A 21,855-nucleotide genomic window follows, 5' to 3' on the forward strand; every position below is an offset into this window, starting at 1 on the left:
ACTCCAGACATCAAGTCTTTCCGGACGCCCCGGATCCCCGGGGCGTTCAGTCAGCAGCCGCTGCAACCCCAGGGAGCGCTGTGTCTCGCCGCCTGTTCACCTCGGAGTCAGTCACCGAGGGACACCCCGACAAGATCGCTGACCAGATCAGCGACACCATCCTGGACGCCCTCCTCAAGGAGGACCCGACCTCGCGCGTCGCCGTCGAGACGCTGATCACCACCGGCCTGGTGCACATCGCCGGTGAGGTCACGACCAAGGCGTACGCCCCGATCGCGCAGCTCGTCCGGGAGAAGATCCTCGAGATCGGCTACGACAGCTCCAAGAAGGGCTTCGACGGCGCCTCCTGCGGCGTCTCGGTGTCGATCGGCGCGCAGTCGCCCGACATCGCCCAGGGCGTCGACACCGCGCACGAGCACCGCGTCGAGGGCGAGGACGACGAGCTCGACCGCCAGGGCGCCGGCGACCAGGGCCTGATGTTCGGCTACGCCTGCGACGACACCCCCGAGCTGATGCCGCTGCCGATCACCCTCGCGCACCGCCTCTCGCGCCGCCTGTCCGAGGTCCGCAAGAACGGGACGATCCCCTACCTGCGCCCCGACGGCAAGACCCAGGTCACCATCGAGTACGACGGCGACAAGGCCGTCCGTCTCGACACCGTCGTCGTCTCCTCGCAGCACGCGAGCGACATCGACCTGGAGTCGCTGCTCACCCCGGACATCCGCGAGTTCGTCGTGGAGCCCGAGCTGAAGGCGCTCGCCGACGAGGGCATCAAGCTGGTCACCGAGGGCTACCGCCTGCTGGTGAACCCGACCGGCCGCTTCGAGATCGGCGGCCCGATGGGTGACGCCGGCCTGACCGGCCGCAAGATCATCATCGACACCTACGGCGGCTACGCCCGCCACGGCGGCGGCGCGTTCTCCGGCAAGGACCCGTCCAAGGTCGACCGCTCGGCCGCCTACGCCATGCGCTGGGTCGCCAAGAACATCGTCGCCGCGGGCCTCGCCCGCCGCGCCGAGGTCCAGGTCGCCTACGCCATCGGCAAGGCCGAGCCGGTCGGCCTGTTCGTGGAGACCTTCGGCACCGAGACCGTCCCGGTCCTCACCATCCAGAAGGCCGTCACCGACGTCTTCGACCTGCGTCCGGCCGCGATCATCCGCGACCTGGACCTGCTCCGGCCGATCTACGCCCAGACCGCCGCCTACGGCCACTTCGGCCGCGAGCTGCCGGACTTCACCTGGGAGCGCACCGACCGCGTCGAGGAGCTGAAGAAGGCCGTCAGCGCCTGACCGGCCCCGTCCCGCAACCGCAGGCGGCGGTCACCCCCACGGGTGGCCGCCGCCTGCGGCGATGTCGGACCCTTCTGATACGACTGGAGCGATGAGCAGCGCAGACGGGGCCGGCGAGCAGCTGGCCTTCATCCGGGAGACGGTGCGCCGGGCCAGGCCCAGGGCGGCCCGCGGCCTGGAGCTGGCCGCCGAGCTGCCGGTCGCCCGGGTCCTGGTCGACAAGGGCGTGCTCAGCCTCGACCAGTACTTCGACTACGCCGTGCCTGCCGCGATGGCGGAGGAGGCCCGCCCCGGGGTGCGGGTGCGGGTCAGGTTCGGCGCCCGGGTCGGCGCCTCCGGTCGGCGCGAGGGCGGCGCCCTGCACGACGGCTTCCTCGTGGAACGGCTCGCCGCCTCCGACTACCCGGGCCCGCTGGCGCCGCTCGCCCGGGTCGTCTCGCCCGAGCCGGTGCTGACCCCCGCGCTGCTGCGGCTCTGCCGGGCCGTCGCCGACCGGTACGCGGGCACCCTCGCCGACGTGCTGCAGCTCGCCGTCCCGCCGCGGCACGCCCGGGCCGAGGCCGTGCCCTCGCCCGCCCCGCTGCCCTCGCCCCCGCACCCGACCCGGGCGGCTGGTCCCGCTACCCGCAGGGCCCGGCCTTCCTCGCCTCGCTGGCCTCCGGCCACGCCCCGCGCGCGGTCTGGACGGCGCTGCCCGGCCCCGGCTGGCCGCACGAGATCGCCCGCGCCGTCGCCGCCGCCCTGGCCGGCGGCCGCGGCGCCCTGGTCGTGCTGCCCGACGGCCGCGCGGTGGCCCGGGTCGACGCGGCGCTCACCGAACTCCTCGGCCCCGGCCGGCACGCCGTACTGGCCGCCGAGGCCGGCCCGGAGGACCGCTACCGGAGCTGGCTGGCCGTCAGCCGCGGCTCCGTCCGCGCCGTGATCGGCACCCGGGCCACGGTCTTCGCCCCCGTCCGCGACCTGGGCCTGCTGGTCGTCTGGTCGGACGGCGACGGCAGCCACAGCGACCCGAACGCCCCGTACCCGCACGTGCGCGAGGTCGCGCTGCTCCGGGCCGCCGAGGAGGGCGCCGGGGTGCTGCTCGGCGGGCTGTCCACCACCGTCGAGGCCGCCCAGCTGCTGCGCACCGGCTGGGCGCGGCCGCTCGCGGCCGAACGCGAGACCGTCCGCGCGCTCGCCCCGCGGGTGCGCACGGTCACCGACCTCGACCAGGCCCGCGACGCCGCGGCCCAGGCTGCCCGGCTGCCCTCGGTCGCCTGGGAGGCCGCCCGCGAGGCCCTCACCCGCGGCCCGGTGCTCATCCAGGTGCCGCGCCGCGGCTACCTGCCGCGGCTCTCCTGCGGCCGCTGCCGGACGCCCGCCCGCTGCCGTCCGTGCGGCGGGCCGCTGGAGGCGGGGGCCGCCGACACCCCGCCGACCTGTTCCTGGTGCGGCACCGCCGAGCCGGACTGGCACTGCGAGGAGTGCGGCTCGTTCCGGCTGCGCGCCCAGGTGGTCGGCGCCCGCCGCACCGCGGAGGAACTCGGCAAGGCCTTCCCGCGGGTGCCCGTGCGCACCTCCGGACGGGACGCGGTGCTCGCCGACGTGCCGGGCACCCCGGCGCTGGTGATCGCCACCCCGGGCGCCGAACCGGTCGCCGACGGCGGCTACGCGGCCGCCCTGCTGCTCGACGGCTGGGCCCTGCTCACCCGGCCCGACCTGCGGGCCGGCGAGGAGACCCTGCGCCGGTGGCTGACCGCGGCCGCGCTGGTCCGCCCGGCGTCCGCGGGCGGTGCGGTGGTGGTGGTTGCCGAGCCCACGGCCCGCCCGGTGCAGGCCCTCGTCCGCTGGGATCCGGCGGGCCACGCCGGCATCGAGCTGGACGAGCGCGAGCAGTTGCGCTTCCCGCCGGTCTCCAGGATGGCCTCGGTGACCGGCTCCCCGCAGGCCGTGACCGACCTGCTCAACCTCGTCCGGCTGCCGGAGGGCGCCGACGTGCTCGGCCCGGTACCGGCCCCGGGGGCCGCGGTGAGGAGCTGGAACGGGCCCTGCTGCGGGTCGCCCCCGGGCAGGGCGCGGCGCTGGCCTCCGCGCTCAAGGCCGCGCAGATCGCCCGGCTGGCGCTCCGCACGGCCGAGCCGGTCCGAATCCGGATCGATCCGACCGACATCGGCTGACCGCGCCGCCCGGCGCGGGTGTGCGGCCCGCTCAGCGGGCGAGGCGGGCGCCCTGCGGGGCCAGTGCGGCCGGGGCGGGCAGCCCGCCCTGCGGCGGCAGCCCGTGCTGCGGCGGCAACCCGTGCTGGCGGGCCTGCGGCACCGTCCGGGCCAGCGTCTTCGCGGGGTGCGCCGGCTCCTCCGCGGCGGCCGGGGTGTCCACCGCCCGCTCCTCGCGCGGGCCGGCCGGGGCGGGCACGGTGGCCGCCGCGAGGAGCTCGGTGGCGGGCCGGCGCATCCCGTACCGCCGGTGGACGGCCTGCTTGGTCACGCCGAGCGCCGAGCCCACCGAGTCCCAGGAGAAGCCGAGCGCGCGGTCGAACTCGACGGCGGCCGCGACCAGCGTCTCCACGCTCTCGCGCAGCTCCTGCGCCAGCCGGACGGTCGGCGCGGGCGCCCGGCCGTAGACCACGAAGCCCGCCGAGGTGCTCGGGCGGCGCGGCCGGTAGACGTTGCCCAGCTGGGCGGTCAGCGTGCGCAGCGCGTCCACCTGCCGCCGGACCCGCTCGATGTCGCGCACCAGCAGGTGCAGGCTGGCCCGCGCCCGGGCGTCGTGGTTGATCTGCTCGGCCATGGCCTGATGCCACCTCTCCGTACAGCGTCGGCTCGGACGGGGACGCGAACGCGTCCCGGTCAATTCCACTTGACCAACGCCGGACCCCTGGCCCGGGTAACGCGCTTGTCGGAGACGGGTTGTGCCGCGCGCCCCGCGACCCGGGACGGGCACCTGCGGCGATTGCATAGACTTGGGGGCCTTCGACCCCGCGAACCGACGCCGCCCGTAGCGACAGGAGCCCCGTAGCCATGGCGATCCAGCCGATCCGCATCTTCGGCGACCCGGTGCTCCGTGCCACGGCACGTCCGGTCACCACCTTCGACAAGGAGCTGCGGCGGCTGGTCAAGGACTTGACCGACACCATGCTGGAGGCCCCCGGCGCCGGCCTTGCCGCCCCGCAACTCGGCGTCTCGCTGCGGGTCTTCACCTACAACGTGGACGGCGTCGTCGGGCACCTGATCAACCCGGACCTGTCGCTGACCGACGAGGAGCAGGACGGCCCGGAGGGCTGCCTCTCGCTGCCCGGCCTGCAGTTCGACACCAAGCGCGCGTACGGGGTCGTCGCCAAGGGCTTCAACATGCACGGCGACCCGGTCGAGATCGAGGGCACCGAACTGCTCTCCCGCTGCATCCAGCACGAGACCGACCACCTCGACGGCATCATCTTCATCGACCGGCTCGACCGCGAGGCCCGCAAGGCCGCGCTCAAGGCGATCCGCGAGGCCGACTGGGGCGACGGCCCGGCACCCACCGTGCGGGTCTCCCCGCACTCCACCTTCGGCTCCGCCCGCTGAACCCCCTGTCACGGAAGGCTCCTGAATTGCGCCTCGTCTTCGCCGGCACCCCCGAGGTCGCCGTCCCCGCCCTGGACGCCCTGCTGGCCTCCGACCGGCACGAGGTGGTCGCCGTGGTGACCCGCCCCGACGCCCCGGCCGGCCGCGGACGGCGGCTGGTGGCCAGCCCGGTGGCGCAGCGTGCGGAGGAGGCGGGCGTCGAGGTGCTGAAGCCCGCGAAGCCGAGCGACCCCGACTTCCTGGCCCGGCTCGCCGAGATCGCCCCGGACTGCTGCCCGGTGGTCGCCTACGGCGCCCTGCTGCGTCCCGGCGCGCTGGAGATCCCGAAGCACGGCTGGGTCAACCTGCACTTCTCGCTGCTGCCCGCCTGGCGCGGTGCGGCGCCGGTGCAGCACGCGGTGCTGGCCGGGGACGAGGTGACCGGTGCGTCGACGTTCCTGATCGAGCAGGGCCTGGACTCCGGCCCGGTGTTCGGGGTGGTGACCGAGGAGATCCGGCCCGCCGACACCAGCGGTGAGCTGCTCACCCGGCTGTCGCACTCCGGGGCGCGGCTGCTCGCCGCCACCATGGACGGCATCGCGGACGGCTCCCTGCACGCCGTCCCGCAGCCCGCCGACGGCGTCACCCTGGCCCCGAAGATCAACGTCGAGGACGCCCGGATCGACTGGGCGCACCCGGCGCTGCGGGTCGACCGGCTCGTCCGCGGCTGCGCGCCCGCGCCGGGCGCCTGGACGGTCTTCCGCGGCGAGCGGCTCAAGCTGTCCGGGCCGGTGCGGCTGCTGACCGCCGAGGCGTCGCTGGCGCCGGGTGAGATGGCGGTCGCCAAGAACAGCGTCCGGGTCGGCACGGGCAGCCACGAGGTCGAGCTGGGCGAGGTCCAGCCGCAGGGCAAGAAGCCGATGCGCGCGGCAGACTGGGCCCGGGGCGTCCGGATCGACTCCGGCGAGCGCCTGGGCGGCGACCGGTAGCCTCTGCCCCGCCTCCACCACTCACTTGTCCGCAGCACATTTCGAGGTTCCTGTGACCACCCCCAGCGCCAAGCGCGCCCCCGCCCGCACCGCCGCCCCAAGAAGGACCCGGCCCGGATCGTCGCCTTCCGCGCGCTGCGCGCCGTCGACGAGCGCGACGCCTACGCCAACCTGATCCTGCCGTCGCTGCTCCGCGAGGCCGAGCAGAAGGGCATGGACCGCCGCGACGCGGCCCTCGCCACCGAGCTGGTCTACGGCACGCTCCGGCTCCAGGGCACCTACGACGCGATCGTCGCGGCCTGCATCGACCGGCCGCTGCGCGAGGTCGACCCGCCGGTGCTGGACGTCCTGCTGCTCGGTGCGCACCAGCTGCTCGGCACCCGCATCCCCCCGCATGCCGCGGTCTCCGCCACCGTCGAGCTGGCCCGGGTGGTGCTCGGCGACGGCCGGGCGAAGTTCGTCAACGCGGTGCTCCGCAAGATCAGCGCCCAGGACCTGGACGCCTGGATCGCCCAGGTCGCACCGCCCTACGACGCCGACGCGGAGGACCACCTCGCCGTCGTCCACTCCCACCCGCGCTGGGTGGTCTCCTCGCTCTGGGACGCGCTCGGCCGCTGGCAGCCCGGGGCGGCCGGCCGCGCGGCCATCGAGGACCTGCTGCGGGCCGACAACGAACGCCCGGAGGTCACCCTGGTGGCCCGTCCCGGCCGGGCCACCGTCGCGGAGCTCCGCGAGGCCCTGCCGGAGGCCGGTGAGGGCCGCTGGTCCCCGTACGCGCTGACGCTCGCCGAGGGCGGCGACCCGGCCGGTGTGGAGGCCGTCCGCGAGGGCCGCGCCGGTGTGCAGGACGAGGGCAGCCAGCTGGTCGCGCTGGCGCTGGCCGCCGCCCCGCTGGACGGGCCGGACGGCCTCTGGCTGGACGGCTGCGCCGGGCCGGGCGGCAAGGCGGCGCTGCTCGCCGCGGTCGCGGCCGAGCGCGGCGCCGCCCTGGTCGCCTCCGAGAAGCAGCCGCACCGCGCCCGGCTGGTGGCCCGTGCGCTGGCCGGCAACCCCGGCCCGTACACCGTCATCACTGCCGACGGCACCCGGCCCGCCTGGGCGCCCGGCAGCTTCGACCGGGTGCTGGTCGACGTGCCGTGCTCGGGTCTGGGCGCGCTGCGCCGCCGTCCGGAGGCCCGCTGGCGGCGCCGCCCCGACGACATCGCCGGTTTCGGCCCGCTCCAGCGCGATCTGCTGCGCGGCGCGATCCGTGCGGCGCGGATCGGCGGCGTGGTCGGCTACGCGACCTGCTCGCCGCACCTGGCGGAGACCCGTGCGGTCGTCGACGACGTGCTGCGCGGCGAGGAGGGCGTGGAGTGGATCGACGCCCGTCCGCTGCTGCCGGGCGTCCCGGCGCTCGGGGAGGGCCCGGACATCCAGCTCTTCCCGCACCTGCACGGCACGGACGCGATGTACCTGGCCCTCCTGCGCCGCACGGCCTGACGCCGGTGCTGTGACGGCAGGCGCGGTGCGGCCGCCGTACCGCGCCTGCCGTCCGGGAATTGATCCACCGGCCGAACGAAATGCTGGACAGCGCGCCGCGGCTGACGGAGGGTGGGCCGTATGGAGTTCACCCATCTCGGCCGTACCGGCCTGACCGTCTCCCGTCTCTGCCTGGGCACGATGAACTTCGGCCCGCACACCGAGGAGGCCGACGCCCACCGGATCATGGACACCGCCCATGAGGTCGGCATCAATTTCTTCGACACCGCGAACGTCTACGGCTGGGGCGAGAACAAGGGCCGTACCGAGGAGATCATCGGCAACTGGTTCGCGCAGGGCGGCGGCCGCCGCGAGAAGACGGTGATCGCCACCAAGCTGTACGGCGACATGGGGGAGTGGCCCAACGAGGGCAGGCTCTCCGCGCTCAACATCCGCCGGGCGGTGGACGCGAGCCTGCGGCGGCTGCAGACCGACCACATCGACCTGTACCAGATGCACCACGTCGACCGGGCCGCTCCGTGGGAGGAGATCTGGCAGGCGATGGAGGTGCTGACCAACCAGGGCAAGATCATCTATGTCGGGTCCAGCAACTTCGCCGGCTGGCACATCGCGCAGGCCCAGGAGGCCGCCCGGGCCCGCAACTTCCTCGGCCTGACCAGCGAGCAGTCGCTGTACAACCTGCTGGAGCGCAGTGTCGAGCTGGAGGTCGCGCCGGCCGCGCAGCACTACGGCCTCGGCCTGATCCCGTGGTCGCCGCTGCACGGCGGCCTGCTCGGCGGTGTGCTGCGCAAGGAGCGCGAAGGGGTCCGGCGGACGGAGGGCCGGGCCGCGCAGACGCTGGAGAAGCACCGCGACCAGATCGAGGCGTTCGAGGACCTGGCGGACGAACTCGGCCACGAGCCGGGCGACGTGGCGCTGGCCTGGCTGCTGACCCGGCCCGCCGTCACGGCGCCGATCGTGGGCCCGCGCACGCTGGACCAGCTGCGCGCGGCCGTCCGGGCGCTGGAGGTGTCGCTGGATCAGAAGACCCTGGACCGGCTGGACGAGATCTTCCCCGGTCACCGCACCGCCCCGGAGGACTACGCCTGGTAGGCCCGCGCGCCCCGGCCGTACCGCCGGTCGCCGGAAGGCCCGCCGTCCCGCGGCGGGCCTTTCTTCGCCGCGAGTTATTGACGACATGTCTAATACGTCCTACGGTCTCGACAGGCCCCCATCCCCTGCGACCGAGGAACCCACCCATGGCGACCACCGCGCGCACCGCCACCACCGGCGTCCTGGAGGAGCGGCACCGGCAGCGCCGGCGTACCGCCGAGCGCCTCCTCGCCTCGTCCGCCAAACTCTCCTTCGACCCGCTCAAGGACATCGACTGGGACGCCGAGCCCGTCCCCGGCGCCCACTGGATCGCCCCCGAGCACACCTCCCTCTACGGCACCGGCCTCTGGGCGGGCCTGACCGAGGAGCAGCGGATCGAGCTCGGCAAGCACGAGGTGGCGAGCGTCGCCAGCGTCGGCATCTGGTTCGAGGAGATCCTGATGCAGATGCTGCTGCGGCACGCCTACGACCTCGACCCCACCAGCGCCCATGTCCAGTACGCCCTCACCGAGATCGCCGACGAGTGCCGGCACTCCGTCATGTTCGCCCGGATGATCGCCACGATGGGCGCCCCGGCGTACGGGCCGGGCCGGCTCGCGCAGCAGCTCGGCCGGGTGTTCAAGGCGATCTCCACGCACAGCCAGACCTTCGGCGGCACCATGTACGTCGAGGAGATCCTCGACGCCTTCCAGCGCGAGATGATGAACGACGAGGCCCTGCAGCCGCTCGTCCGGCAGGTCTCCCGGATCCACGTCATCGAGGAGTCCCGGCACATCACGTACGCCCGCGAGGAGCTGCAGCGCCAGGACCTCGGCTTCGTCCGGCGCCGCGTCGAGCAGCTGCTGATGGGCGTGGTCGTCTACTTCGCCACCACCCGGCTGATCCACCCGCGGGTCTACGCCGCCGTCGGCATCGACCCCGCCGCGGGTGCCCGGGCCGCTCGGGAGAACCCGCACTGGCGTGCCGCGAAGACCGCGAAGGCCGCCAAGGTCGTCGGCGTCCTGGACCGGGCCGGCCTGGTCGGGCGCACCAACCGGTGGCTGCTGCGGGCCGCGGGTGTCGTCTGAGGGGAGCCCGCGGCGCGCGGCGCGGCGCCGTACGCCAGAATGATCATGTGCAGCCGATCAGCCACCCGGTCCCGTACTACTCCCAGTGGGAATCCCCCGACCTCGTCCCCGACATCCTCGCCGGCACCGTCGAGGCCGACGACGACCCGCGCTGGGAGCAGTCCGGGGCGCCCGACCGCGCGGAGTACGCCTACTGGTCGTGGCGCGCCTGCGGCATGGCCTGCCTGCGGATGGCGCTCGACCACTGGTGGGGCGTCGCCCCGCCGATCGTCTCGCTCGCCGAGGAGGCCCGCGCCGCCGGCGCCTACGTCCGCCACCCCGACGGCCGCCTCGACGGGCTGATCCACGCCCCGTTCGCCGCCTACGCCCACGACCGCTGGGGCCTGCAGGCCGAGGCGCGCTCCCCGCTGCCCGCGGAGGAGCTGGCCGGCCACCTCGCCGCCGGACGGCTGCCGATGATCTCCGTCCACCCGTCCGTCCGCACCCTCGACCCGGCGCCGCCGCGCACCGGCGGCCACCTGGTGCTCGCCGTCGGGGCCGACGACGAGGCGCTGCTCGTCCACAACCCGTCCGGCTTCCCCGGCGGGTCGCAGCAGTTCGCCCGCATCCCGTGGGCCGACCTCGGACGCTTCTACGCCGGCCGCGGTGTCCTGCTGGGGCCGCCCACCGGCCGCCGCACCGAGTAGCCGCGGCGCGGCGCCCCGGCGGTGCGGCGTCCGTCCGCACCGTGAGCGGCCCGGCCGGCCCGCTCGGAGGCGCTGCTAGCGTGGGCCCCCAGTGATCACCCGCACCGCCGGAGGCCGCCGTGACCCATGCCGAACCGCTCCCCGACGCACCGCTGTTGAGCACCCGCGCGGTCGACGTGGTACGCGACGGCCGGTACCTGCTGAGCGGGATCAGCCTCGACGTGGAGGCCGGCCAGCACTGGGCGCTGCTGGGGGCCAACGGGGCGGGCAAGTCCACCCTGCTCGCCCTGCTCGGCGCCGTCTCGCACCCCACCCACGGCGAGGTCCACGTCCTCGGGCGGCAGCTCGGCCGGGTCGACATCCGGGCGCTGCGCACCCACCTCGGGCACGTCAACCCGCGGCACCCGCTGCGGTCGCCGCTCAGCGTGCGCGACGTCGTCCTCACCGGGCTCACCAACAGCATCGAACCCGAACCCCGCCGCCGGCCCACCCCCGACCAGACCGCGCACGCCGAGCACCTGCTCGACCTCATGGGCATGGCCGAGCGCACCAAGGACACCTGGCCCACCCTCTCCCAGGGGAGCGCGGCCGGGTCCTGATCGCCCGCGCCCTGATGCCCCGGCCCCGGCTGCTGCTCCTCGACGAGCCCGCCACCGGCCTCGACCTGACCGCCCGTGAACTCCTGCTCGGCAGCCTGGACCTGCTCCGCCGGCGCCACCCGCAGCTCGCCACGGTGCTGGTCACCCACCACCTGGAGGAGCTGCCGGAGACGACCACGCACGCCCTGCTGCTGCGCGACGGGCGGACGGTCGCCTCCGGCCCGGTGCACGAGGTGCTCACCACCGAGCTGGTCAGTGAATGCTTCGGACACCCCATCAGCATCACCCGCCACGAGGGACGCTGGACGGCGCGGGCCGCCCGCCGCGCGCCCGCCGATCTCTGACGCCGCGGGCACCCCGCCGCCCGGGCTCAGCTCGCGGTCGGCAGGCCGATCGGGTTGACCTGCGGCAGCTCCGCCCGGCAGGCGGTCGAGATCGGCCGCAGGGCGGCCGCCAGCTCGTCCAGCTCCGCCCGGTGGAAGCCCGCCCACACGCGGGCCGCCGCCAGGTCCGTGACGGCCTCCAGCGCCCGGTGCCGGGAGCGGCCCTCGGTGGTGATCGCACCGTCGGCGCCCAGCCAGCCCCGCTCGGCCAGCCGTGCGGAGGCGGCGTCCCACTCGGTGTCCGTCCAGCCGCGGTGCGGCTGCAGCACCTCGCGGCGCACGTCCAGGGCGCAGCGCAGGACGAGCGCCTCGCAGCCGTCCAGGTCCTCGGCGACCAGGGCCGCCACGTGGCCGTCGCCGCGGTGCTCGCGCAGCACGGTGGTCGCCTGCCACAGCCGGGCCAGCGGGCCGTCCGGGCGGGGCAGGGCGGCGTTGGCGGCGGCCAGCACGCGGCCGCTGCAGTCCAGGCCGTCGACGGCCCGTTCCAGGAGCTCCACCGAGCGGTCGATCAGATCCGGCTTCACGCTCTCCAGCACCCGGGTCAGCGCCGCGGTCGCCCCCTCGACCCGGGCCGCCAGGGCGGCCTCCGGTGCGGCCCGGTCCCAGACGTCCGGCAGTGCCCGCCCGACCATCGACGGCGCGAAGTTGAAGAACGCCGCCACCACCGGGGCCGCGTCCACCGCCCCCAGCGGGGCGGACCGGCCGCCGAAGTAGCCGCGCCAGTAGCCGCGCAGGCCGGCCGCCTCGTAGGCCGCCCGGCCCTCCGGCGAGAAGTAGGTGAGGGCGTGCACGGGCTCGAAGAGCCACCACAGGGCGCGGGCGGGATGGACGAGTTCAGCCATCGACTGACCTTTCTGGCGCGGACCGGCGCCCGGGGGCGGGCCGGGGCGCATGCGGCAGCCGGCACCCCCTGCTGTGATGCGGGTCACCCCCGGCAGTGCCGTTCCCCGCCCGCCGTCGCGACCCGCGATGATGGGGGCGAGGCGGCCGCAGACCGCCGACCGCACCGAGCTGTGAAGGTACCCGGAAATGGCGCAGATCAACCCCAGCATCCTCTCCGCCGACTTCGCCCGCCTGGCGGACGAGGCCGAGGCCGTCCGCGGGGCGGACTGGCTGCACGTGGACGTCATGGACAACCACTTCGTCCCCAACCTGACGCTGGGCGTGCCGGTCGTCGAGTCGCTGGCCCGGGCCACCGACACCCCGCTCGACTGCCACCTGATGATCGAGCAGCCCGACCGCTGGGCCCCGCAGTACGTGGAGGCCGGGGCCGGCTCCGTCACCTTCCACGTGGAGGCCGCGGCCGCGCCCGTCCGGCTCGCCCGCGAGATCCGCGCCAAGGGCGCCCGGGCCTCGATGGCGCTGCGTCCCGCCACGCCGATCGAGCCGTACGAGGACCTGCTGCCCGAGCTGGACATGGTGCTCATCATGACCGTCGAGCCCGGCTTCGGCGGCCAGGCCTTCCTGGACATCATGCTGCCGAAGATCCGCCGCACCCGGGAGCTGATCTCCAAGCACGGCCTCGGCCTCTGGCTCCAGGTCGACGGCGGGGTCGCCGCCTCCACCATCGAGCGCTGCGCCGAGGCGGGCGCGGACGTCTTCGTGGCGGGCTCGGCCGTCTACAGCGCGGACGACCCGGCCGAGGCCGTCCGCGCCCTGCGCGCCCGGGCCGAGGCGGCCACCGCCACCGCCCCCTGGGCCTGCCGGCACTGATCCGCGGGCGGACGCGGGGCCCTCGGCGCCGCCGCTGCGCCGAGGGCGGCGCAGGCCCGCGGCCTGACGGCCCGTAGAGTACCGCCCACGATCGAACGGGGGAGGGGCCGTGGACGGGGGACGGGTCGTGGACGGGGCCGTGGCGGAGCCCGACGGCGGACGGGCGGTGCCCGCGGCGAGGACGGGACGTCGGACGTTCCTGCGGTCGCTGGCGGTGGCCGCGGTCGGCGGCGCGGTGGTCGGCGGGGCGATGATCGAGGACGTGCTGCCCGGCGGGCCCGCGCTGCGCCGGGCCGTCGGCATGACCGGTCCGGACGGGACGGTGCCCCGGGTCGCGCCCGGCCCCGTCCGCAGCGAGCAGGTGGCCTCGGCGGCCCGCGGGCGCCCGGTCGGGCTCAGCGTGGTCAGCCCGCCCGGGACGGCCGACCCGGCCGCCCTGCCGGTCTGCCTGGCCCTGCACGGGCGGGGCGGCAGCGCGCAGGGCATGCTCGACCTCGGCCTCCCGCAGTTCCTCGCGGCCGCCACCGCGCGCGGCGTGCGCCCGTTCCACCTGGTGGCGGTGGACGGCGGCGAGGCCACCTACTGGCACCGCCGCACCCCGGGCGACGACCCGATGGCGATGCTGCTGGACGAGGTGCCCGGCTGGCTCAGGGCCCGTGGCCTGGCGGCCCCGAGCGGCGTCCTCGGCATCTCGATGGGCGGCTCCGGCGCGCTCCAGTACGCGCGGGCCCGCAGCGGCGGCCTGGCTGCGGTGGCGCTGCTCAGTCCGGCGCTGTTCGCCTCCTGGCCGGACGCCCGCACCGTCGACGGCTACCAGGACGAGGCGGACTGGCGGGCGCACGAGCCGCTGCTCCACCTCGACCAGCCGCTGACCCGCCGCCTCGCCGTGTGGTGCGGCACCGAGGACCCGTTCTGTCCGGCGGCCCGGCGGCTGGCCGACCGCGCCGCCGAGACCCACTTCCCGCGCGGCGCGCACACCGACGGCTTCTGGCGGCGCGTCCTGCCGGACGCCACGGCCTTCCTGGGCGACGCGCTGGGCCGCCGGCCGGCCTGATCCGCAGGCCCCCGGGCCCGCCCCTCCCCGTGCGCGCGGGCCGTCCGCCCTGCGCGCCGCCTCGCCCTGCGCCCGGGCCGTCCGTTCCGGGTACCCCTTCGCCGTCGGGAAGTTGGACGGCTGTTCACCCCTGCGCGGCCCCGAGTCGGACCAATGGTCTATACCAATGGGGTACTGTGGCGGCGGAGCTGTCAGAACCGCGGCTGTGGGGGCCTCATGACTGTCCGACACCTTCCTCAACCTCCCTCCGATCAGGAGCTGTATTGGTATTTCGGGCCGCAGCGCCGCTGGGTGCCCGTCTGCACCTCGCTCGCCTTCGTGTTCACCGCGGCCACCATGGCCACCTTCGCGCTGCGGACCCCGGCCCTGTGGGCCTTCCTCGCCGTCCTCGCGCTCAACGTCGCCGCGCTCGCGCTCTCCTCGTTCAACGGACTGCGCCAGCGCCGGCTCACCCGGACCTCGCACGAGGTGCTGGTCAAGGCCTGGAGGCCGGCCCGGCTCCCGACCGTCGACCTCTACCTGCCGACCTGCGGTGAACCGCTCGACGTGCTGGCCAATGCCTACCGGGCCGTCGCCGCCCTCGACTGGCCCGACGCGCTGACGGTCTGGGTCCTCGACGACGCCGACCGCCCCGAGGTCGCCTGTCTCGCCGCTGCGCACGGCCACACCTACGTGGTGCGCCCCGACCGCGGCCACCTCAAGAAGGCCGGCAACCTCAACCACGCACTCACCCTGAGCCGCGCGGAGTACATCGCCATCCTGGACGCGGACTTCGCGCCGCGCCCCGACTTCCTGCGGCACCTGCTCCCGTACTTCGCCGATCCGGCGACCGGCATCGTGCAGAGCCCGCAGTGCTTCGACACCGACGGGTCGATGGGCTGGATCCAGCGCGCCGCCGGCTCGGCGCAGGAGTGGTTCTTCCGCTGGATCCAGCCCTCCCGTGACGCCAGCGACGCCGCCATCTGCTGCGGGAGCAACGCGGTCTACCGGCGGTCGGCGATCGACGCGGCCGGCGGCTTCGCCCGGCTCGGCCACAGCGAGGACCTGTTCACCGGGCTCGCGCTCTACGGGCAGGGCTACCGCACGCGCTACGTCCCCGTCCTGGTCGCCAAGGGGACCTCGCCCGACACCCTGGCCTCCTACGTCAACCAGCAGTACCGGTGGGCGATGGGCAACCTGCACCTGCTCGGCTCGCCCGACCTGCAGCGGATCGGCGCCCCGTGGCGGATGCGGCTCTGCTTCTACGAGGGCGTCGTCGGCTACCTGGCCGCCGCCGTGAACCTCTTCGCCGCACCGCTGCCACCGCTCGTGATGCTGTTCTGCTACCCGGACGGGATCCGGCCCTGGCACGTCCTCCCGCTGCTCGCCCCGCTCTGGGTCTGGCACGTCCTGCTGCCCCGGATCAGCCGCACCCGCTGGCGGATCGAGGTCATCCGCTCGAACGTCCTGATGAGCGTCGCCGCCGGCGCCGCGTTCTGGCACACCCTGCGCGGCCGCAGCGCCGCCTGGGTGCCGACCGGAGCGGGCCCGGCGAAGCCCGGCGGCCTGGCCCGCCGGGTCGTCCTGGTCTCCCTCGGCTGGCTCTGCGCCTCCGTCGGCGCGGCCACCGCCGGGCTCGCCCTGGCCGTCGCCCGCCACGGCTGGGCGCCCACCTGGGGCCTCGCCCTGTACCTCGCCGTGCAGTACCAGATCGGCCTCCCGCTGATCCGCGACCTGATCCGCGAACTCCGGCCCACCGGACCGGCCGACCCCGCCCTCGGCGCCCCGGGCCGGCTCCGGCGCCTGGCCGGCGGCCTCGCCGGGCGCCGCACCGGCCCGGCCCCGGAGCCCGCCGTGCCCGGTGCCCTGCCCGGTCTGCTGCCCCGGCGCTGGCCCGAGGCACTGGCCGCCACCGCCGCCCTCGTGCTCACCGCGCTGCTTGCCTCCGGCTGGGTCAGCCCCATGCTGACCTGGCTGGGGTGAAAGGTCGTCACACCGATGCCATCGACCACACCGGCCGCCCTCCGCCCGGGGCGGGCCGCCGCCCCCGGCCGCCCTCCCGCCGCCCCCGGCCGTCCTCCCGGCGGCTCCGGCACGCCGGGCGCCGCTCCCGCGCCGGCCACCGGCCCGGCGCCCGGCCCCGTCCCGTTCCGCCCCGACATCGAGGGCCTGCGCGCGGTGGCCGTCCTCGCCGTGCTCGGCTTCCACGTCGGCGTCCCCGGCCTGGCCGGCGGCTTCGTCGGCGTGGACGTCTTCCTCGTCGTCTCCGGCTACCTGATCACCGGTCTGCTCATTCGCGAGGCCGTCGCCACCGGCCGCATCCGGCTCGGCGAGTTCTTCTCCCGCCGGGCCCGGCGGCTGCTGCCCTCCGCCGCCGTGGTGCTCGGCTCGGTGGCGCTCGCCGGCGCCTGGCTCACCGTGCCGCTGCGCCGCGCCGACCTGGAGTACGACGTCCTCGCCTCGGCGCTGTCCGTCGCCAACTGGCGCTTCGTCGCCCAGCAGACCGACTACCTCGCCGCCGGACGGGACCCGAGCCCGCTGCTGCACTTCTGGTCGCTCGCCGTCGAGGAGCAGTTCTACCTGCTCTGGGCGCCGCTGCTCGCGGTGCTGGTGTTCGTCGCGGCCCGGGCCGCCCGCCGCGGCGCGGCCGTCCGCGCGACGGCGGCCGTCGCCGCCGGTCTGCTCACCGCCGGCTCCTTCGCCCTCGCGCTGCACTGGACGCACCGCTCAGTCTCGCTGGCCTACCTCGGGACGCCGTCCCGGATCTGGCAGTTCGGCGTCGGTGCCCTGCTCGCCGTGCTGCCCTGGCACCGGCTGCCCGGCCCGCGGCCGCTGCGCCTGCTCGCCGGCTGGGCGGGCGCGCTGGCGATCGGCTGGAGTGCCGTCCGGTACGACACCACCACGCCCTACCCCGGCTGGGCGGCGCTGGTACCGACCCTCGGCGCCGCCGCCGTCGTCCTCGCCGGTACACCCGGCCGGCCCGGACCGGCACCCGTGGGCCGCACCGGCGGATTCGGGGTGGACCGACTGCTGGCCACCCGGGTGCCGCGGGCGATCGGCCGGCTCTCCTACCAGCTCTACCTCTGGCACTGGCCGGTCCTGGTGCTCGCCGAGGCCCGCCTCGGGGTGCTCGGCTGGCCCGCGAAGGCCGCGCTGACGGCCGCCGCCGCCCTGCCCGCGGCCGCCGTCCTGCACGGCGTCGAACGGCCACTGCGCCGCAACCGTACGCTCACCGAACTCCCGCGCCGGGGGATCTCGCTGGGCATCGCCGCGGTGATCGTCCCGGTGGTGCTGGCGCTGGTGGCCGGCACCGGGGCACTGCGGCTGATCGGACCGGCCGCCCCCGTCGACCTGCAAGGTCTGCCGCCCGGCGCGGCGGACGGCACCTCGCTGCTGGCCCGGCCGCCCGCCCCGGGCGGCCCGGTCGTCCCGGATGCCGCCCAGGCCCGCAAGGACTTCCCGCCGGACGGCGGCTGCGAGGTGGCGCCGGCCGTCACCAGCAGCCCGCCCTGCCTGTTCGGGGCCACCGGGGCCCGGGAGCGGATCGTCCTGCTCGGCGACTCGCACGCCGGCCAGTGGTTCTCTCCGCTGCTCGCCATCGCCGCCCGACGGGGTTGGGCGCTGGAGGAGTTGGTCAAACAGGGCTGCCCGCTTCCGGAGCTTGCCGTGATCAACCCGCAGCTCGGGCGCGGCTACCGGGAGTGCGACACCTGGCGGGCCGACAGCCTGGCCCGGCTGCACCGCGAGCCGAAACCTGCGCTGATCGTGGTCTCCTCCCTCAACCGCTACACCGACGACCCCGAACCCGCCCGCCGGGGCTGGGAGAGGACGCTCGTGCCGCTGCGGGCGCTCGGCGTGCCGATCGTGTACCTCCAGGACACCCCCGTGCCCGGCGCGGACGTCCCGGCCTGCGTCTCCGGGCACACCGGCGACCTCGCGGCGTGCGAGTTCCCGCGCAGCCGGGCGCTGAGGCCCGACCCGGTGGCGCAGGCGGTGGCGGCCGGCCGGCTGCCCGGTGTCCGGGCGGTCGAGGTCGACTCCGTGCTCTGCCCGGGCTCGGGGCGCAGCTGCCCGGCCGTCCTGGACCGCATCCTGCTGTACCGGGACGACGCCCACCTGACGAACGTCGCCGCGGTCGTCCTCACCTCCCGGCTTGAGCGACTGCTCACCGCTGCCGGGCTCGTCCCGGCCGTCCCCGGGACGGGCCCGGCGCCGACCCCTGCGGCCGGCGCCGACGGCTGGTCGCCGCTCCTGCAGGACGACTTCGACGGCCCGGCCGGCGGCCGTCCCTCCGCCGCCGTCTGGCAGTACGACCTGGGGACGTGCTACCCGGGCTGCCCGGCCGCCGCCTGGGGCACGGGGGAGGTCGAGACGATGACCGACGCGACCGCCAACGTCCGTCTGGACGGCCGGGGAGCGCTGGAGATCGTGCCCACCCGGGAGGACGGCCGGTGGAGTTCGGGCCGGATCGAGTCCCGGCGGGCCGACCTCGCGCCCCCGCCCGGCGGGGTGCTGCGCGTCGAGGCCTCGATCGCCCTGCCCGACGTCACCGGGCCTGCCGCGGCGGGATACTGGCCCGCTTTCTGGACCCTCGGCGCCGGGCTGCGCGACGGGTCCACCGGGTGGCCCGCGGTCGGCGAACTCGACGTGATGGAGAACGTGAACGGCCGCGACGCGGTCGTCGGCACGATGCACTGCGGCGCCGCGGACGGCGGGCCGTGCCGGGAGCCGGTGGGGCTCGGCTCGGGCGACCGCCCCTGCCCGGACTGCCGGGCGGGGTTCCACCGGTACGCGCTGGAGGTCGACCTGACCCCCGGCTCCGAGCAGGTGCGCTGGTACCTCGACGGCCGCGAGTACCACCGGGTGACAGAGCGCCAGGTGGACCCGGCCGACTGGGACCGCGCCGTGCACCACGGCCTGTTCCTGATCCTGGACGTGGCCGTGGGCGGCGCCCTGCCCGCCGCGCACGGCGGCACCCCGGGCCCGGCCACCGCACCTGGCCACCCGATGCGGGTCGACTACGTCGCCGTCTCCACCCGGGCAGCCGCCCGGCGCTGACCGTGCCGCCGCCGACGGGGCGGCTCCCGACCGTGCCGCGCTGCCGTGACCGCCCGCCGTTGTGGGGGCCGGTCCGGCAGCGCTACGGTGTGCGCCATGGGGTTGGGATCTTGGTTGCGCGGCGGGTCCGCGGCCGCGCGCAGACAGCAGGACGGCGGAGCCGGGCGGCTCTCGGACGAGGCCGTACTCGCCATCGTGGCAGAGCAGTTGAGCGAGATCAGCGGCGAGCGCTGGACGGCCGGCGACGGCCTCGCCAAGGGCCCCGGCGCCGCGGCGGTGGCGTTGGGCGTCCCGCACGGGGAGGGCCCGGCGCACCTCGACCTCACGTTCCTGCCGGACGCCGCGCGGCCGGACGGGACGGCGGTCGCGGACTGCGTGGCGGGCTTCGGGGCGGACTCGGAGGCGGCCGTCCGCCGGGCGGTGGAGATCTGGGCGTCCACCACGGGCGTGACGATGCTCGAACTGCTCGCGCACAACGGGCGGTTCGCCGGACACATCCACCCGAGCGATGCGGACGGCCTGCCGGGCTGGCACGCCATCCACGGCGGGATCGTCGCCTGGGGCACCGGGGACCGGCACAACGCCGTCCAGGACTGGACGGTCACCCACCCGCTGCTGCCGCAGCTGGCACCGGCGTTCGCCGACGGGTTCGGTCGGGACGGGCTGATCGGCGTGAAGATCTTCTTCGGTGGCCGGGCCGGTCGGGAGACCGCCGAGGTGCGGGTGGACGGTGAGATCCACGAGCCGGCGTCCAAGGCGCTGCTCGCGCTCGACTGGCCCCGGGTCACGGACGGCCTCGCCTACGCGCGGACCTTCGTCCTGCTGGTCCACCCGGTGCACAAGCCGTAGCGTCCGCGCCGGACGGGCCTGCTCAGTGCGGCGCCACCGGGTAGGCGTGGGCGCCGCCCGGCCCCGGTAACCGGGCAGCCAGCGGGCGAGCACCAGCCCGGACGGGTGGAACATCGGCGCGGGCAGGGCGTCCAGGGGGAACCGCTCCCACCCGGCGCACGCGTGCGGCTCGGTCACCCGCGCCGCGGCATCGGTGGGCGGGGCCAGGACGGCGGCGGTGAGCCGGGGCCGGCCGAGCTCGTGGTCGAGGAGGACGGCGAGCACCCGCATCCGTTCGGCGGGCAGCTCGATGCCGGTCTCCTCGGCGAGTTCGCGTGCGGCGGCCTGTTCGAAGGACTCGCCGTGCGCGTCGACCTTGCCGCCGGGCAGGCTCCAGGTGGGGCTCTCGCCGGCGGTGGTCCGGCGGCCGAGCAGGACCCGGCCGTCGGTGGTCGGGACGATGACGCCCGCCCCGATCACCGGGCTGCCGGCCGCCGGGCCCGCGGTCACCAGGCGGCCTTGGCGTAGTCCTTCAGGAAGCAGCCGTAGAGGTCCTCGCCGAGCTCGCCGCGGACGATCGGGTCGTAGACCCGGGCGGCGCCGTCGACCAGGTCGAGGGGCGCGTGGAAGCCCTCGTCGTGCAGGCGCATCTTCTCGGGGTGCGGGCGCTCGTCGGTGATCCAGCCGGTGTCCACGGCGGTCATCAGGATGCCGTCGGCCTGGTACATCTCGTCGGCGCTGGTGCGGGTGAGCATGTTGAGGGCGGCCTTGGCCATGTTGGTGTGCGGGTGGCCGGCGCCCTTGTACCCGCGGCTGAACACGCCCTCCATGGCGGAGACGTTGACCACGTACTTGCGGCGGGCCGAGGAGGCGGCCATCACCGGGCGCAGCCGGCTGATCAGGATGAACGGCGCGGTGGAGTTGCAGAGCTGCACCTCCAGGAGCTCGATCGGATCGACCTCGTTGACCGTCTGGACCCAGGAGTTGGTGGCCGCCAGGTCGGGGACGAGGCCGCCGGCGTCGATCGCGGTGCCGGCCTCGATCCGGGCGGGCGAGGCCGAGCCGCTGACCAGGGCGAGGGCGGTGACGTCCTCGGCGCTGAGCCGCTCGGAGCCGGAGGTGGCCTGGCCGGGCAGGGCGCGCAGCTCGACGCCGCCGCTGCCGAAGCGGCCGATCACGGTGGAGGCGGGCAGCTCGCCGGCGGGCAGCGGCCCGTTCTCGGCGCCGAGCAGCTCGCGGTAGGCGCCGGGGGAGCGGCGGACGGTCTGCGCGGCGTTGTTGATCAGAATGTCCAGCGGGCCGTCGGCGGCGACCTCGTCGGCGAGCGCGACGACCTGGGCGGGGTCGCGCAGGTCGATGCCGATGATCTTGAGCCGGTGGATCCACTGGTCGCTGTCGGGCATCGCCTTGAAGCGGCGGATCGCGTCGTTGGGGAAGCGCGTGGTGATGGTGGTGTGGGCGCCGTCGCGGAGCAGGCAGAGCGCGATGTACATGCCGATCTTGGCGCGGCCGCCGGTGAGCAGGGCCCGCCGGCCGGTGAGGTCGGTGCGGGCGTGCCGGCGCTGCCGGTTGAGGGCGGCGCAGGAGCGGCAGAGCTGGTGGTAGAAGGCGTCGACCTCGACGAACCGCTGCTTGCAGGTGTAGCAGGAGCGGGGGCGCTCCAGGATTCCGGCGATCTCGGTGGTGGTCTCGGTGGTGAGACCGAACGCGCCGGCCGTCTCGTCGTCGATCCGGCCGGGGGCGCCGGTGGCGGTGCGCGAGGTGACCTCGCGGTCGTTCGCCGTCTTGCGGGCGCGGGTCTCCTGGCGGCGCCGCTGCTTCAGCGTGCGGAAGATGCCGCCGACCGCCAGTCGCACGGTGATCGCGTCCGGGTGGTCGACGTGGATCGTGTCGAGCTCGGCGATGACGCCGAGGCAGAGCTTCAGCCGCTCGGGGTCGATGCCCGGGCCGTAGTCGATGTCCTGCTCGTTCTGGATGTCCGGGCCCGCCGTCATTGCCTGCTGCTGCTTCCCTGTCGCCTCGCGTGTCCCGGTGAATGCTACGGGAGTACGGGAACCCGAGGCGAAAACCGGCGGTCGGTAATGATCCGAGAGCCATTGCGGGCATTACCGC

At 75.5% G+C, this 21,855-nt stretch carries 15 protein-coding genes and 3 pseudogenes; 14 read left to right on the forward strand and 4 right to left on the reverse strand.

All coding sequences use genetic code 11. From position 1 onward, the window contains the following. Window positions 1-80: 80 nt before the first annotated feature. Together metK and ABEB13_RS33405 are read left to right on the forward strand one after the other, a co-directional pair. On the forward strand, window positions 81-1,289 hold the full coding sequence (gene metK / locus ABEB13_RS33400) for a methionine adenosyltransferase (protein WP_100887380.1): 1,209 nt from the start codon (window positions 81-83) through the stop codon (window positions 1,287-1,289). A gap of 91 nt (window positions 1,290-1,380) precedes the next feature. Next, a pseudogene (locus ABEB13_RS33405) lies at window positions 1,381-3,445 on the forward strand (primosomal protein N'). A 31-nt stretch (window positions 3,446-3,476) separates the two neighbouring features. Here ABEB13_RS33405 and ABEB13_RS33410 read toward each other — a convergent pair. Further along, window positions 3,477-4,058 carry a hypothetical protein gene (locus ABEB13_RS33410; RefSeq protein WP_345708455.1) on the reverse strand — a complete coding sequence of 194 codons (582 nt, stop codon included), beginning with the start codon at window positions 4,056-4,058 and terminating at the stop codon, window positions 3,477-3,479. Between the two features lie 230 nt (window positions 4,059-4,288). Here ABEB13_RS33410 and def point away from each other — a divergent pair, with 230 nt between their 5' ends. The 7 genes and pseudogenes from def (at window position 4,289) to ABEB13_RS33445 (ending at window position 11,072) form a co-directional block, all read left to right on the forward strand. Next, window positions 4,289-4,834 (forward strand): peptide deformylase, encoded by a 546-nt coding sequence (def, locus tag ABEB13_RS33415; RefSeq protein ID WP_100887378.1) that lies wholly within the window; start codon window positions 4,289-4,291, stop codon window positions 4,832-4,834. Window positions 4,835-4,860: 26 nt separating this feature from the next. Continuing rightward, a complete protein-coding gene (gene fmt, locus ABEB13_RS33420; RefSeq protein ID WP_345708456.1) occupies window positions 4,861-5,802 on the forward strand; it encodes a methionyl-tRNA formyltransferase in 942 nt (313 codons plus the stop codon). 117 nt (window positions 5,803-5,919) lie between these two features. Further along, window positions 5,920-7,284 (forward strand): RsmB/NOP family class I SAM-dependent RNA methyltransferase, encoded by a 1,365-nt coding sequence (locus tag ABEB13_RS33425; RefSeq protein WP_345709911.1) that lies wholly within the window; start codon window positions 5,920-5,922, stop codon window positions 7,282-7,284. A 120-nt stretch (window positions 7,285-7,404) separates the two neighbouring features. Continuing rightward, a complete protein-coding gene (locus tag ABEB13_RS33430) occupies window positions 7,405-8,376 on the forward strand; it encodes an aldo/keto reductase (RefSeq protein ID WP_345708457.1) in 972 nt (323 codons plus the stop codon). Window positions 8,377-8,522: 146 nt separating this feature from the next. After that, window positions 8,523-9,443: an AurF N-oxygenase family protein gene (locus ABEB13_RS33435; protein ID WP_345708458.1), complete on the forward strand. Its 921-nt coding sequence runs from the start codon at window positions 8,523-8,525 to the stop codon at window positions 9,441-9,443. Between the two features lie 47 nt (window positions 9,444-9,490). Beyond that, window positions 9,491-10,129 (forward strand): C39 family peptidase, encoded by a 639-nt coding sequence (locus ABEB13_RS33440; RefSeq protein ID WP_345708459.1) that lies wholly within the window; start codon window positions 9,491-9,493, stop codon window positions 10,127-10,129. 119 nt (window positions 10,130-10,248) lie between these two features. After that, window positions 10,249-11,072, forward strand: a pseudogene (locus ABEB13_RS33445) (ABC transporter ATP-binding protein). A gap of 26 nt (window positions 11,073-11,098) precedes the next feature. Here the strand turns inward: ABEB13_RS33445 and ABEB13_RS33450 are convergent. Beyond that, window positions 11,099-11,953 (reverse strand): SCO6745 family protein, encoded by an 855-nt coding sequence (locus ABEB13_RS33450; RefSeq protein ID WP_345708460.1) that lies wholly within the window; start codon window positions 11,951-11,953, stop codon window positions 11,099-11,101. Window positions 11,954-12,140: 187 nt separating this feature from the next. Here ABEB13_RS33450 and rpe point away from each other — a divergent pair, with 187 nt between their 5' ends. The 5 genes from rpe (at window position 12,141) to ABEB13_RS33475 (ending at window position 19,764) form a co-directional block, all read left to right on the forward strand. Then, the gene (rpe, locus tag ABEB13_RS33455) at window positions 12,141-12,824 is read left to right on the forward strand and encodes a ribulose-phosphate 3-epimerase (RefSeq protein WP_100887372.1); all 684 of its coding nucleotides are present in this window, start codon (window positions 12,141-12,143) and stop codon (window positions 12,822-12,824) included. A gap of 139 nt (window positions 12,825-12,963) precedes the next feature. Further along, window positions 12,964-13,878 carry an alpha/beta hydrolase gene (locus tag ABEB13_RS33460; protein ID WP_345708461.1) on the forward strand — a complete coding sequence of 305 codons (915 nt, stop codon included), beginning with the start codon at window positions 12,964-12,966 and terminating at the stop codon, window positions 13,876-13,878. A 216-nt stretch (window positions 13,879-14,094) separates the two neighbouring features. After that, window positions 14,095-15,840: a glycosyltransferase family 2 protein gene (locus tag ABEB13_RS33465; RefSeq protein ID WP_345708462.1), complete on the forward strand. Its 1,746-nt coding sequence runs from the start codon at window positions 14,095-14,097 to the stop codon at window positions 15,838-15,840. Window positions 15,841-15,855: 15 nt separating this feature from the next. Further along, complete coding sequence (locus ABEB13_RS33470) at window positions 15,856-18,915, forward strand: acyltransferase family protein (RefSeq protein ID WP_345708463.1); 3,060 nt, start codon at window positions 15,856-15,858, stop codon at window positions 18,913-18,915. Between the two features lie 195 nt (window positions 18,916-19,110). Next, window positions 19,111-19,764 (forward strand): DUF6348 family protein, encoded by a 654-nt coding sequence (locus ABEB13_RS33475; RefSeq protein WP_345708464.1) that lies wholly within the window; start codon window positions 19,111-19,113, stop codon window positions 19,762-19,764. A gap of 156 nt (window positions 19,765-19,920) precedes the next feature. Here the strand turns inward: ABEB13_RS33475 and ABEB13_RS33480 are convergent. Both ABEB13_RS33480 and ABEB13_RS33485 read right to left on the reverse strand, forming a co-directional pair. Continuing rightward, a pseudogene (locus ABEB13_RS33480) lies at window positions 19,921-20,253 on the reverse strand (nucleotide triphosphate diphosphatase NUDT15); the annotation flags it as partial. Next, a complete protein-coding gene (locus tag ABEB13_RS33485; protein WP_345708465.1) occupies window positions 20,250-21,737 on the reverse strand; it encodes an SDR family NAD(P)-dependent oxidoreductase in 1,488 nt (495 codons plus the stop codon). The pseudogene ABEB13_RS33480 and the gene ABEB13_RS33485, both read right to left, overlap by 4 nt. Between the last annotated feature and the right edge of the window lie 118 nt (window positions 21,738-21,855).

Source organism: Kitasatospora paranensis, assembly GCF_039544005.1.
Lineage (GTDB): Bacteria > Actinomycetota > Actinomycetes > Streptomycetales > Streptomycetaceae > Kitasatospora > Kitasatospora paranensis.